At 69.0% G+C, this 13,465-nt stretch carries 11 protein-coding genes and 1 other RNA gene; 10 read left to right on the plus strand and 2 right to left on the minus strand.

Annotated features, from left to right (window positions below; translation table 11 throughout):
• Positions 1-2: 2 nt before the first annotated feature.
• Positions 3-974, minus strand: a complete 972-nt coding sequence (locus KHB019_RS11280; protein ID WP_230103648.1) for an AAA family ATPase — start codon at positions 972-974, stop codon at positions 3-5.
• A gap of 103 nt (positions 975-1,077) precedes the next feature.
• Here KHB019_RS11280 and ffs point away from each other — a divergent pair.
• From ffs to KHB019_RS11330, 10 genes are all read left to right on the plus strand, one after another.
• An RNA gene (gene ffs, locus KHB019_RS11285) (signal recognition particle sRNA small type) lies at positions 1,078-1,174 on the plus strand.
• A 41-nt stretch (positions 1,175-1,215) separates the two neighbouring features.
• Positions 1,216-1,836 (plus strand): rhomboid family intramembrane serine protease, encoded by a 621-nt coding sequence (locus KHB019_RS11290; RefSeq protein ID WP_230103647.1) that lies wholly within the window; start codon positions 1,216-1,218, stop codon positions 1,834-1,836.
• Complete coding sequence (locus KHB019_RS11295; protein ID WP_337459011.1) at positions 1,833-2,435, plus strand: hypothetical protein; 603 nt, start codon at positions 1,833-1,835, stop codon at positions 2,433-2,435. Before KHB019_RS11290 ends, KHB019_RS11295 begins: the two co-directional genes overlap by 4 nt.
• A 24-nt stretch (positions 2,436-2,459) precedes the next feature.
• Positions 2,460-4,574, plus strand: a complete 2,115-nt coding sequence (gene pta / locus KHB019_RS11300; RefSeq protein ID WP_230103645.1) for a phosphate acetyltransferase — start codon at positions 2,460-2,462, stop codon at positions 4,572-4,574.
• Positions 4,571-5,794: an acetate/propionate family kinase gene (locus tag KHB019_RS11305; protein ID WP_230103644.1), complete on the plus strand. Its 1,224-nt coding sequence runs from the start codon at positions 4,571-4,573 to the stop codon at positions 5,792-5,794. The genes pta and KHB019_RS11305 overlap by 4 nt, the downstream gene beginning before the upstream one ends.
• Before the next feature lie 36 nt (positions 5,795-5,830).
• Entirely contained in the window at positions 5,831-6,658 is an 828-nt protein-coding gene (locus KHB019_RS11310) for an HAD family hydrolase (protein WP_337459012.1), read from the plus strand.
• Positions 6,655-9,138 carry a glycoside hydrolase family 65 protein gene (locus KHB019_RS11315; RefSeq protein ID WP_337459013.1) on the plus strand — a complete coding sequence of 828 codons (2,484 nt, stop codon included), beginning with the start codon at positions 6,655-6,657 and terminating at the stop codon, positions 9,136-9,138. The genes KHB019_RS11310 and KHB019_RS11315 overlap by 4 nt, the downstream gene beginning before the upstream one ends.
• A 76-nt stretch (positions 9,139-9,214) precedes the next feature.
• Complete coding sequence (locus KHB019_RS11320; RefSeq protein WP_337459014.1) at positions 9,215-11,377, plus strand: DNA polymerase III subunit gamma and tau; 2,163 nt, start codon at positions 9,215-9,217, stop codon at positions 11,375-11,377.
• The gene (gene recR / locus KHB019_RS11325; RefSeq protein WP_230103640.1) at positions 11,377-11,970 is read left to right on the plus strand and encodes a recombination mediator RecR; all 594 of its coding nucleotides are present in this window, start codon (positions 11,377-11,379) and stop codon (positions 11,968-11,970) included. The genes KHB019_RS11320 and recR overlap by 1 nt, the downstream gene beginning before the upstream one ends.
• 34 nt (positions 11,971-12,004) lie before the next feature.
• Entirely contained in the window at positions 12,005-12,928 is a 924-nt protein-coding gene (locus KHB019_RS11330) for a DMT family transporter (RefSeq protein ID WP_230103639.1), read from the plus strand.
• A 22-nt stretch (positions 12,929-12,950) separates the two neighbouring features.
• On the opposite strand, the gene KHB019_RS11335 is transcribed toward KHB019_RS11330, so the two are convergent.
• Entirely contained in the window at positions 12,951-13,400 is a 450-nt protein-coding gene (locus KHB019_RS11335) for a DUF2871 domain-containing protein (RefSeq protein WP_337459015.1), read from the minus strand.
• Between the last annotated feature and the right edge of the window lie 65 nt (positions 13,401-13,465).

A 13,465-nucleotide genomic window follows, 5' to 3' on the forward strand; every position in this document is an offset into this window, starting at 1 on the left:
CATCAGGCGCGTGCGGTCAGCGGCACGCGTACGCGGTCGACGATCTGACGCAACGCGGCCTCCACGGGCTGCGCGCCGGCGCGGTGCACCCCGCGTGCGGGGAGCAGACGGTGCGCGAATACCGGGCTGATCAGCGCCGTGAGATCGTCGGGGATGACGAACTCTCGGCCGTCCAGCGCCGCCCAGACCTTCGCGGCGCGCACCAGCTGGAGCGTGGCGCGCGGACTCGCGCCGAGGTGCAGACTCGGGTCGCTGCGTGTGGCCTGGGCCAGCGCCACCGCGTACTCCTCGACGGCGGGGGAGACGTGCACCGAGCGCGCCCACCCGATCATGCGGAGAATGGATGCCGCATCGGCCACCGGCCGGATCGCAGCGAGCGGATTGACGCTGTCGCGCTGACGGAGCATGAGTGCCTCGGCCGCGGCATCCGGGTATCCCATCGAGATGCGCATCATGAACCGGTCGCGCTGCGCTTCCGGCAGGGCGTAGGTGCCCTCCATCTCGAGCGGGTTCTGCGTCGCCACCACCAGGAACGGATCCGGCAGCATGTGGGTGCGCCCGTCGACGGTGACCTGGCCTTCCTCCATCGCCTCCAGAAGCGCCGACTGCGTCTTGGGCGAGGAGCGGTTGATCTCATCGGCCAGCACGATCTGCGCGAACACGGCGCCCGGCTTGAACTCGAACTCCCTGTCGACGGGGTTGTACACCGAGACGCCGGTGACGTCGCCCGGGAGCAGATCGGGTGTGAACTGGATGCGGCGCACCGTGGCATCCACGCTCGCGGCCAGTGCACGCGCCAGCATGGTCTTGCCGACCCCCGGGACGTCCTCGATCAGCAGGTGGCCCTCGGCGAGCAGACAGACCAGGGCGCTGCGGACCGCATCCTCCTTGCCATCGATCACGCCGCCGACGGATGCCAGGATCGCTGACGTCTGCGTCGCGAACTGCTCGGCCGTGATCAGGGAATCGTCCATGCGCTGCCTTTCGCCCGCCGTCGGGTGTCAACTGATCGTATCTCTGCCAGGGGTGCGAGGGGCGAGCGGTTCTCGACCGGTCCCTGGTGCAGGTAGACTTGCCTGCGGCTCTCCGCGTGGCAGCATCCAGGCCAATTCCCCCAGGACGGAAACGTAGCAAGGGTAACCGGGCTCTGCTGGGTGCGCGGAGGGTCCTTTCTTTTGTCCGGCGCTCTCCGGCTCGACCTGCGAGGATCGTGGTGTGACCACCCCCGTCGCCTCCCGCTGCAGCGCCGTCTCGCGCTTCGCGTCTCCTGTCGCGCTCGTGGTTCTGATGTGGGTCATCCAGTTCGCCGACGCCATCCTCCCCGGTTCGTTCACGGGATTCGGGCTTCGTTCGTGGGACCTCGGGAGCCTGCCGGGCGTCGTCCTCGGCCCGCTCCTGCATGCCGGCTGGCCCCACCTGATCGGCAACACGCTTCCCCTGCTGGTGCTGGGGTGCCTCGTCGCCGTCGAAGGTGCAGGCAGGTTCTGGCTCGTCACGGCGGCCGCCGCATTCGTCGGCGGGCTGGGAACGTGGTTCATCAACGCACCCGGCACGCTGACCGTCGGTGCCTCCGTGCTCGTCTTCGGCTACTTCGCCTACATCGTCGTCCGCGTCTTCTCGCCGCGACCGATCGCGCACCGGCTCGTCTATGCCCTCATCGCGCTGCTCGTCATCGTGCTGTACGGCGGCTCGATGCTCGCCGGCGTGCTCGGCGCTGGCCCTGGTGTCTCGTGGCAGGCGCACCTGTTCGGGGCGATAGGCGGGGCGCTCGCTGCGCTCGCCGCCAGCTCTCCTCGCGGAGGAGCGCGACGGGGACGCGGAGCGCTCGGAGCGTGAGCGTCAGATCGAAGCGGCGCCGACGTGCGCGCCGACGGGGTTGGCTCCCCGGCATACTCATCGGCGGTGCGACGCTCGTGGTGCTGCTGGCCGTCCTCGTGCCGATGGCGGCATCCCGCGACCCTCTCGCGCTGTGCGCGACCCAGCCGTCGACCTTCCCGGAATCCGGAGCCGACGGGTGGGACCGGGAGCAGCTCGAGAACGCCGCGATCATCGTGACGGCGGCACGCGATCGCGGGTTCGAGCGCGACGGTCAGGTCCTCGGCGTCATGGCGGCGATCGGCGAGAGCAGCCTGCACAACATCGACTACGGCGACTGGGAGACGTCTGGGGTGACCAACCCTGACGGCACCCGCACGAGCAGCATCGGGCTGTTCCAGCAGCAGGACTGGTGGGGGAGCGTCGAGGACCGGATGGACCCCGCGTCCGCGGCCGGCCTGTTCTACGCGCGGCTCGCGCGGCTGCCCGGCTGGCAGGAGCTGGAGCCGACCATCGCGATCCACCGGGTGCAGATCAATGCCGACCCCGGGCACTATGCGCGATTCGAAGGCGCTGCGTCCGAACTGGTCGACGTGCTGTCCGGCCCCTGCCCGGCCTGACGCCCCACCGCCTAAGCTGGAGACGTGGCGCGGAGCATCTACATCACCTCGGCCGAAGGCCATTCTGGGAAGTCCACCGTCGCTCTGGGCGTTCTGGACGCTCTGATGCGCGCCACCCCGCGCGTCGGGGTCTTCCGGCCCATCGCGAGGTCATCCGCCGAGCGCGACTACGTGCTCGAACTCCTCCTCGCCCACGACGGCGTGCATCTCGACTACGACGACTGCATCGGCGTCACCTACGACGAAGTGCGCGACGACCCCGATCGGGCCCTCGCCACGATCGTCTCGCGCTTCAAGTCGGTCGAAGCGCAGTGCGACTCCGTGGTCATCATCGGCAGCGACTACACGGATGTGGCGAGTCCCGCCGAGCTCGGGTACAACGCGCGCATCGCCGCGAACCTCGGCGCCCCGGTGCTCCTGGTGCTCGGCGGCCGCGATCAGCAGGACCGTGCTGAGCAGCTCGGCACGTCGACCGCCCGCACTGCGGCTGCCGTCGGCCAGAGCGCGGCGCTCGCGATCGCAGAACTGCAGGCCGAACGTGCGGAGCTCTTCGCGGTGATCGTCAACCGCGCCGACCCGGATTCGCTGTCTGCGACTGTCGATGCCGTGCGCGCAGTGAAGGAGCAGACGACTCCGATCTGGGCGATCCCCGAAGACCGCACTCTCGTCGCGCCGTCGATTCGCGGCATCCTCTCGGCGGTCGACGGCCATCTCATCAAGGGCGACCCCGATCTGCTCACCCGCGAGGCGCTGAGCGTCGTCGTCGCAGGCATGTCGATGGTCAACGTCCTCCCTCGACTCACCGAGGACGCCGTCGTCGTCGTGCCGGCCGACCGCACCGAGGTGCTGCTCGCGCTGCTGCTCGCCGATGCCTCCGGCACCTTCCCCTCGATCGCCGGCATCATCCTGAACGGCCCCTTCCCCCTGCCGGAGACGATCGAACGGCTTCTCGACGGTCTCGCCTCACGGGTTCCGATCATCACCACGGACCACGGCACGTACGACACCGCGGTGCGGGTGATGGGTGCGCGCGGACGCCTCGCCGCCGACTCGCGGCACCGCTACGACAAGGCGCTCGGGCTGTTCCAGACGCACGTCGACATCGCCGAACTGACCACGCAGCTGGGACTGGCGGAGTCCACGGTCGTCACGCCGCTCATGTTCGAGTACGGACTGATCGAACGCGCACGCGCCGATCGTCAGCGCATCGTGCTCCCCGAGGGGGATGATGATCGCATCCTGCGCGCCGCCGGTACGCTGCTCGCCCGCGACGTGGCTGAACTGACGATCCTCGGGGATCCGGCGGACATCCACGCCAGGGCGACCTCTCTCGGCATCGATCTGTCGGCCGCGCAGATCATCAGCCCGACGGATCCCGAGTACGTGGAGCGATTCGCCGAAGAATACGCACGGCTGCGCGCGCACAAGGGCGTAACGCTCGGCCAGGCGGCCGACACCGTCACCGACGTGTCGTACTTCGGCACGATGATGGTGCACCTCGGCCTCGCCGACGGCATGGTCTCCGGTGCGGCGCACACCACGGCTCACACGATCCGGCCCTCGTTCGAGATCATCAAGACGAAGCCCGGGGTCGACGTCGTATCCAGCGTCTTCCTCATGGCGCTCGCCGACCGGGTGCTCGTCTACGGCGACTGCGCCGTCATCCCCGATCCCACGAGTGCACAGCTGGCCGACATCGCGATCTCCTCCGCCCGGACCGCGCGGCAGTTCGGCATCGATCCGCGGGTCGCGATGCTCTCGTACTCGACGGGGGAGTCCGGAACAGGCGCCGACGTCGACAAGGTCCGCGCGGCCACGGCGCTGGTGCGCGAGCGCGCCCCCGAGCTGCCGGTAGAGGGTCCGATCCAGTACGACGCAGCCGCCGACGCAGCCGTCGCGAAGGCGAAGCTGCCGGACTCCGCGGTCGCCGGGCGGGCGACGGTGTTCATCTTCCCCGACCTCAACACGGGCAACAACACGTACAAGGCCGTGCAGCGCTCGGCCGGCGCCGTCGCCATCGGGCCGGTGCTGCAGGGCCTGAACAAGCCGATCAACGACCTTTCGCGCGGCGCGCTCGTCGACGACATCGTCAACACCGTCGCGATCACCGCGATCCAGGCTCAAGGAGGTGCGGAATGAGCGTCGTCCTCGTCATCAACAGCGGCTCGTCGTCGCTGAAGTACAGCCTCATGGACATGGAGCGCGAGGTGCCGATCGGCGAGGGCCTCATCGAGCGCATCGGCCAGGAATCCAGCGACATCGCGCACACGGTCCGCCGCGTCGCAGCCCCTGGCGAGCCGGCGCCGGCGGTTCTGGATGCCACGCACCGCAGCCAGCGGGCGGTCGCCGACCACGACGCGGCGATGACCGTCATGCTCGAGCAGTTCGCAGAGCACGGGCCGCAGCTGGCGGAGCATCCGCCGGTCGTCGTCGGACACCGCGTCGTGCATGGCGGCGCCCGCTTCTTCGCGCCGACGCTCATCGACGACCTCATCGAGATCAACATCGAAGACCTCTCGGTGCTCGCGCCGCTGCACAACCCGGGGGCCGTGGCCGGCATCCGCGCAGGGCGGCGGGCCTTCGCGGACGTCCCGCACGTCGCGATCTTCGACACCGCGTTCCACCAGACGCTGCCGCCGGCCGCGTACACGTATGCGATCGAGCGCAAGATCGCCGAGCGCCACCGCATCCGCCGGTACGGGTTCCATGGAACGAGCCACAAGTACGTCTCCGAGCAGGCCGCGGCGTTCGTCGATCGGCCGCTCGGCGCGCTGAAGCAACTCGTCTTCCATCTCGGCAACGGAGCCTCGGTCACAGCGATCGACGGCGGGCGCTCGGTCGAGACCTCGATGGGCATGACGCCGCTCGAGGGCCTCGTGATGGGCACGCGATCCGGTGACATCGATCCGGCCGTCGTGCTGCACCTCGGCCGCGTCGCCCAGCTCGACGATCGCGAGATCGATGAGCTGCTGAACAAGAAGAGCGGAATGCTCGGTCTCGCCGGCCGCATCGACATGCGCGACATCCTCGCCGGCGTCGAGGCGGGGGAGGATGCCGCGACGCTCGCGTTCGACGTGTACATCCACCGGCTCCGCGCGTACGCGGGGGCGTACATCGCCCAGCTCGGCGGGGTCGACGTGATCTCGTTCACCGCCGGGGTCGGGGAGAACGCTGCGAAGGTGCGCGCGGACGCCATGGCGACCCTCGGATTCCTCGGCATCGAGATCGATGCTGAGCGCAACGAGGAGCGCGTCCCCGGCATCCGGCGCATCTCGACGGACGCGTCGAAGGTCGACGTCCTCGTGGTGCCCACGGACGAGGAGCTCGAGATCGCCCGCCAGGCGATGAGTCTGACATGATCGCTGTGCATCCGCCTGACCTGATTGGAGAGCCGAGTGCCTGAGAACCTGCCTGACCTGCGTCGCGCCGACGGCGTCCTGTTCGACCTCGACGGTGTGCTGACCCCGACCGCCGAGGTGCACATGCGCGCCTGGAAGGCGGTGTTCGACGGCGTCTTCGCGCAGTGGGGGATCACGCCCGAGTACACGGATGCCGACTACTACGCGTATGTGGACGGCAAGAAGCGCTACGACGGCGTCGCCAGCCTGCTGCGCAGCCGCAACATCGAGATCCCGTGGGGCGAGGTGACCGACGAACCGGAAGTCGACTCGATCTGCGGCATCGGCAACCGCAAGAACGCGGCATTCGCCTCGGCCCTGCGGCGCGAGGGCATCGCGCCGTACCCGGGGTCGCTCGCGCTCATCCGGCAGCTGCGTGACGAGGGCATCCCGCAGGGGGTCGTCTCCAGCTCCAAGAACGCCGAAGAGGTGCTCGAGAGCGCCGGCATCCGCGACTTCTTCACCGTCGTCGTCGACGGCCGGGTGGCCGAGCGCGACGCACTGGCATCCAAGCCGGCGCCCGACATGTTCCGTGCCGGTGCCGTTGCACTCGGAGTGAACCCCGCTGACAGCGTCGCCGTCGAAGACGCCCTGTCCGGCGTCGCCTCGGCCGTCGCGGCCGGATTCTCGACGGTCGTCGGCGTCGACCGCGGCGCCGGTGCGCAGGCGCTGCGCGCGGCCGGTGCCACGAGCGTCATCGACGACCTCGACCGCCTGCTCATCCCCTCGACCGACGACGCCTCGTCGCTCGACGACGCCTCATCGCTCGACGACGCCTCATCGCTCGACAACGACTCGTCGACGGACAACCAGGAGAACGCATGATCGATCGCGACCGCTTCCCCGTCGACCCGTGGCGTCTCACCGAGACCCGTTACAGCGAGGACGGCGTCTCGGAGACGCTCTTCGCCGTCGGGAACGGCTATCTCGGCCTCCGAGGCAACCACATCGAGGGTCGCGGTGCGCACGAGCACGGCACGTTCATCAACGGTCTGCACGAGACCTGGCCGATCCGCCACGCCGAGCAGGCCTACGGGTTCGCCGAGGTCGGACAGACGATCGTGAACGCCCCGGATGCCAAGATCATGCGCGTCTACGTCGACGATGAGCCGATCTCGTTCGACGAGGCGGAGGTGCGCGAGTACGAGCGCACGCTCGACATGCGCACCGGCGTCCTGTCCCGCAGTTTCGTGTGGGAGACGCCGTCGGGCAAGCGCATCCGGATCCGCGACGAGCGCCTCGTCAGCTTCGAGGAGCGTCACCTCGCAGTCCTGCGCCTGGAGGTCACGGTCGAGAACGCCGACGCGCCCGTCACGGTCAGCTGCCAATTGCTGAACAGGCAGGACGGCGGCGACGTGTACGCCGGGACTCCGACGGAGGCCAAGTCGGCCGCGTTCGATCCCCGCAAGACCGAGAAGATCACCGCGCGTGTTCTCGAGCCGGTCGAGTATTGGCAGGACGGCCTGCGCTCGGCGCTGTCGTATCAGGTCGCCGACTCGGGCATGACGATCGCGCTCGTCGCCGATCACGTCATCGCCACGGACAACGAGTACAGCGCCCGCACGCTCATCGAGCAGGACATCGCCAAGAACGTCTTCCGCGTTCAGGCCAAGGCCGGCATCCCGATCGCGATCACCAAGCTCGTCAGCTATCACACATCGCGCGGCGTCCCGGCGCGCGAGCTCGTGGACCGCTGCCGTCGCTCGCTCGACCGCGCTGCCGTCGAGGGTGTGGAGGCGCAGTTCGACCGGCAGCGCGCTTGGCTCGCGGCATTCTGGGAGCGCTCAGACGTCGTCATCGAGGGCCACGACGATCTGCAGCAGGCGGCGCGTTGGTGCCTGTTCCAGCTGGCGCAGGCCGCGGCGCGCGCCGATGGCACCGGCGTGCCGGCGAAGGGCGTCTCCGGCTCCGGGTACAGCGGCCACTACTTCTGGGACACCGAGATCTATGTGCTGCCGTTCCTGACGTACACGAGCCCGCAGTGGGCGCGCAACGCGCTGCGCGCAAGGGTGCTCATGCTGCCGGCGGCGCGTCGCCGTGCGGCGCAGCTGAACGAAGCGGGCGCACTCTTCCCCTGGCGGACGATCAACGGCGAGGAGGCGTCGGCGTACTACGCGGCCGGCACCGCGCAGTACCACATCAACGCCGACGTCAGCTTCGCTCTGGGCAAGTACGTACGCGCGACGGGGGACGAGGAGTTCATCCGCCGGGAGGGCGTCGACGTCGCCGTCGAGACGGCGAGACTCTGGGCGACTCTCGGCTTCTGGCGCGGTGCGAACGGTGACGCCACCTTCCACATCCACGGCGTGACGGGTCCGGACGAGTACACCACGGTCGTCAACGACAACCTCTTCACGAACGTGATGGCTCGATACAACCTGCGCTTCGCGGCGCGGGTGGTGCGGGACATCCAGAAGCAGGATCCGCAGGCGTACGCCGGTGTGGTCGAGCGCACCGGGTTGGATGCCGGCGAGCCGGATGCCTGGGATCGTGCGGCCGAGGCGATGTTCATCCCCTTCAGCGAGGGCCTCGGCATCCACCCGCAGGATTCGCTCTTCCTCGAGCGCGAACTGTGGGACCTGGAGAACACGCCGAACGATCAGCGCCCGCTGCTGCTGCACTTCCACCCGCTGGTGATCTACCGGTTCCAGGTGCTGAAGCAGGCGGATGTCGTGCTCGCACTGTTCCTGCAGGGCAATCACTTCACGCCGGAGGAGAAACGAGCGGACTTCGACTACTACGACCCGCTGACCACCGGTGACTCGACGCTGTCTGCCGTCGTCCAGTCTGTTCTGGCCGCAGAGGTCGGGTACCAGGATCTGGCGCTGGAGTACTTCCGGCAGTCGTTGTTCGTCGATCTCGGAGACCTGCACCACAACGCCTCCGACGGCGTGCACGTCGCCTCGGCGGGTGGCGTGTGGACGGCGCTCGTCTCGGGCTTCGGTGGCATGCGCGATCACGGCGGTGAGCTCAGCTTCGATCCGCGGCTGCCGGCGGAGTGGCCGTCGCTGTCGTTCCCGCTGCAGTGGCAGGGGGCGATGCTGCAGGTCACGGTGACCAGGGACCAGTTGCGCGTGCACGTGAGATCGGGCGATCCGGTGACCTTCACGGTACGCGGTGCTGAGTACTGGGCAGCGGTCGACACCGATGCTGTGGTGACGCTCGAGGACCAGGGCCCGGTGCTGCCTGACCGTCCGAGGCTCGGGCAGTTCGAGGATGCGCGTCGCGACGACGGCACCAGGATCTCGGCATCCGTTCCTGTCGTCACGAGTGCGATTCCGGTGATCGCGGCGTACGAGGACTAGCGGCGCGGGCTGAGCCTGCCGAAGTGCGATGCGCTGAGCCTGCCGAAGTGTCGGTGGCACGCCGTAGGCTGGACGGGTGACCACAGCCCTCTACCGCCGCTACCGCCCCGAGAACTTCGGGGAGATGATCGGGCAGTCGCAGGTGACGGATCCGCTGATGACGGCGCTGCGCAGCGATCGCGTCGGCCACGCGTACCTGTTCTCCGGCCCGCGCGGGTGCGGAAAGACCACGTCAGCACGCATTCTGGCACGCTGCCTGAACTGCGCAGAGGGCCCGACGGACACTCCATGCGGAACGTGCCCGAGCTGCGTCGAGCTGTCACGGGCCGGTGGCGGCTCACTGGATGTCGTCGAGATCGACGCGGCCAGCCACAACGGCGTCGACGACGCCCGCGACCTGCGCGAGCGGGCGACATTCGCGCCGAGCCGCGACCGGTTCAAGATCTTCATCCTCGACGAGGCGCACATGGTCACGCCGCAGGGATTCAACGCCCTGTTGAAGCTCGTCGAAGAGCCGCCGGAGCACGTCAAGTTCATCTTCGCGACCACCGAGCCCGACAAGGTGCTCGGCACGATCCGCTCGCGGACGCATCACTACCCGTTCCGTCTCGTGCCGCCTGCGGCGATGCTCGAATACGTCGAGAAGCTCTGCGTCGAAGAGGGCGTGAAGGTCGCGCAGGGCGTGCTGCCGCTGGTCGTGCGCGCCGGTGGCGGATCGCCTCGAGACACGCTGTCGCTGCTCGATCAGCTCATCGCCGGTTCCGACGGCGACTCCGTGGCGTACGAGCGGGCGGTATCGCTGCTCGGCTACACGCACGGCGCGCTTCTCGACGAGATCGTCGACGCGCTCGCCGCGGGGGACGCCGCCGCTGCCTTCCCGGCGATCGACCGCGTCGTGCAGACCGGGCAGGATCCGCGCCGGTTCGTCGACGATCTGCTCGAGCGTCTGCGCGACCTCATCGTGATCGCGGCCGTCGGCGACGGGGCTTCCGCTGTGCTCCGCGGTCTTGCCGAAGACGAGCTGGCACGCATGCGCACGCAGGCGAGCGTGTACGGCGCTGCGCGCCTCTCGCGCACGGCCGACGTCGTGAGCGCCGCCCTGGATGACATGACAGGTGCCACATCGCCCCGTCTGCACCTCGAGCTCATGATCGCCCGCGTGCTCAGCGCGGCTGGGCAGGGATCTGCTCAAGCCGCTCCCGCTCAGGCCGCTCCCGCTCCGGCCGCTCCCGCTCAAGCCGCTCCCGCTCCTACAGAGTCATCCCCGCGGGTCGTTGAGCGAGCGAGCGAAGCGAACGAGACGGAACGGGTTGAGCGAGCGGAGCGAGCCGAAACCTCGACTCCGACCGAGACGTCCGCTCCGGCCGAAACCTCGGCTCCGACCGAGACGTCCGCTCCGGCCGCCTCGACTCCGGCCGAGACGCCGGCACCGGCCTCCACCCCATCCGGCCCGGTCGACATCGACCGGATCCGCGCGGTGTGGCCGGCCGTCCTCACGCGGCTCGAGAGCGTGAGCCGCACGTCGTGGCTCCTGGTCACGGCAGTGCAGCCGCTCGATTTCGAATCCGACACCGATGTACTCACCGTGGGGTTCGCGAGCCAGCAGGACCTCGCGAAGTTCAAGGGGCAGACTCCGGGCAGCGGCGCATCCGATCACCTCCGCGCGGCGATCGAGCAGGAGCTGGGCGTGAAGGTGAAGTACCGGCCGGCGCAGATCCCACCGGCGGCGCTGTCCGAGGCGGCGGCACCCGCACCGGTTCGCACCGCCCCGCCGGCGCCGAAGCCCCAAGCCGCCCCCGCGGCACCGGTCACCGACTGGGCTGTGGCCGCGATCCCTGCCGACGCTCCCGCCGACCTTCCTGCTCCGGCCGAGTCCGCACCCCAGCCGCAGTTCCCCGTTGACGACGAACCCGCCGAGGTCGAGGCATCCGCCCCCGTCGCACCGCAGGACGGCCTCGTCGACCGCGACGAGCCGCCGCTGCCCGATGACGACGAGGCTCCGCCGCCGGACGACGAGCCGCCGTACGAGCCGCCGCGCCAGGCTGCCGAGGCTTCACCGCGCGGGGCGACACCGCAGGCGCAGACTCCCGTTTCACAGGCGCCGGCCCGCATGGCGCCGGCGGTCACCGAGCGGGCGCCCGGTGGTGTCCAGCGCTACGGCGAGGCCGTGATCCGCCAGGTGCTCGGCGCGACGTTCGTGCGCGAAGAGCCCTACGAGCCCCCGACGAGGTTCGCCTGATGTACGACGGCATCGTTCAGGAGCTGATCGACGAGTTCGGTCGCCTCCCCGGCATCGGCCCGAAGTCGGCGCAGCGCATCACCTTCCACATCCTGCAGACGCCGTCGTTCGACGTCGCCCGTCTCGCCGAGCTGCTCACGGATGTGCGCGCGCGTGTGCGGTTCTGTGAGATCTGCGGCAACGTGTCGGAGCAGGACCGCTGCGCGATCTGCCGTGACCCGCGACGCAACCCCGCCCTGATCTGCGTGGTCGAAGACGCCAAGGACGTCTCGGCCATCGAGCGGACCCGTGAGTTCCGCGGTCTGTACCACGTGCTCGGCGGCGCGATCAGCCCGATCGCCGGCGTCGGTCCGGATGACCTGCGCATAGCCCAGCTCATGTCCCGGCTCGCCGACGGCACCGTGCAGGAGGTCATCATCGCCACGAACCCCAATCTCGAGGGCGAGGCGACGGCCAGCTACCTGAGCAGACTGCTGCTCACGATGCAGATCACCGTCTCGCGCCTGGCATCCGGCCTGCCCGTCGGGGGCGACCTGGAGTACGCGGACGAGGTGACTCTGGGGCGGGCCTTCGAGGGTCGGCGCACGCTGTGAGCGCGACGCGTCCGCTCAGCACGGTCGTAGCCGCGTGAACGCCCAGGGCGGCTTCACGCGCAAGGGCTGGCTCCTCTTCGCCGTGATGGCGTTCGTGTGGGGGATCACCTACCTGTTCATCAAAGAGTCGGTCCAGTCGATCACGCCACCCGCAGTCGTCGCCGGTCGCACCCTGCTCGGCGGACTCGTGCTGCTGCCGTTCGCGATACGCAGCGGAGCGCTGAAGGCGGCGTGGAAGCACTGGCCCTGGGTGCTCGCGTTCGGACTGGTCGAGATGGCAGGTCCTTTCCTGCTGCTCAGCCACGCCGAGACGCAGCTGCCCTCCGGTCTCACCGGGCTGCTCGTGGCGACGGTGCCGCTGTTCGCCGTGATCATCGCGCTGCTGCGAGGGGACCGCAGCGCGCTCGCCCCCGTGCGCCTGGGAGGATTGCTGCTCGGGTTCGTCGGTGTCGCCGTGGTCGTCGCGGGTCCCGGACTCTTTCCGAGCGAGTCGGCGAGTGTCGTGGCGATCGGCGAGATCCTGCTGACCGCGGTCCTGTACGCCATCGCGCCGTTCATCATCGCGCACAAGCTCGCCGACGTGCCGTCGATCGGCACGATCACGCTCGCCCTGTTCGCGATCGGCCTCGGATATCTGCCGGCAGCACTGCTGACGCAGCATGAGCTCCCGACGCTGCGCTCCGGCGTCTCCCTGCTGCTGCTCGGCATCATCTGCACTGCAGTGGCGTTCGTGGCGTTCTTCGCACTGATCCGCGAGGTCGGACCGGTGCGCGCGCCGCTGTTCACCTATGTGAATCCGATCGTGGCGATCCTCCTGGGCACGATCTTCCTGTCGGAGCCGATCACGCCGGGTCTCCTCATCGGCTTCCCTCTGGTCATCATCGGATGCTGGTTCGCCGGAACAGGGGGAAGGCTGCGTCCTCGCAAGGAGTCGCTGCCCCCGCCCCAGATGCCCTGACCGCGTCCGGAGCGGACTCCGCTCACTCCTCCCGGCGGATGGCGGAGAACAGCGAGATCAGCAGCAGCACGAATCCTGCGCCGACCAGCATATGGCCCATCCCGGCGATGCCGGAGATCATCTTCGACGATTCCAGACCCTGCGCCTGCAGCATCCCGTGCCAGACGAGCATCGACGACGTGAGTACTACGCCGACGTTGTAGACCCAGAAGAACCAGCGGAACAGCTTGCTCGACGACAGCGCGAACGACTTCTCGAGCGCGAGGACCAGCAGCAGCACGATCATGCCGAGCATGAGGATGTGGGTGTGCGCCAGCCCGAGTTGGCCCATCATCCCCTCTTCGTAGCCGTTGAGTTTGGTGAACTCGCGGTAGAAGAGCCCTGCGGCGAGTCCGAGCACCATGTAGACGGTGACTGCGATGAGGAGTTGGAGCTGGGCGGAGCGCGATGCGCGAGCGATGTCTGTGGTCATGAATCCAGCCTGTTCGCGCACCCGCGGATGCGGATCCATCGAAAGATCGATCTCCGCTCGCGGCA

Origin of the sequence: Microbacterium sp. KHB019 (assembly GCF_037285405.1) — a bacterium.
In the GTDB taxonomy this organism is placed as follows: Bacteria; Actinomycetota; Actinomycetes; order Actinomycetales; family Microbacteriaceae; genus Microbacterium.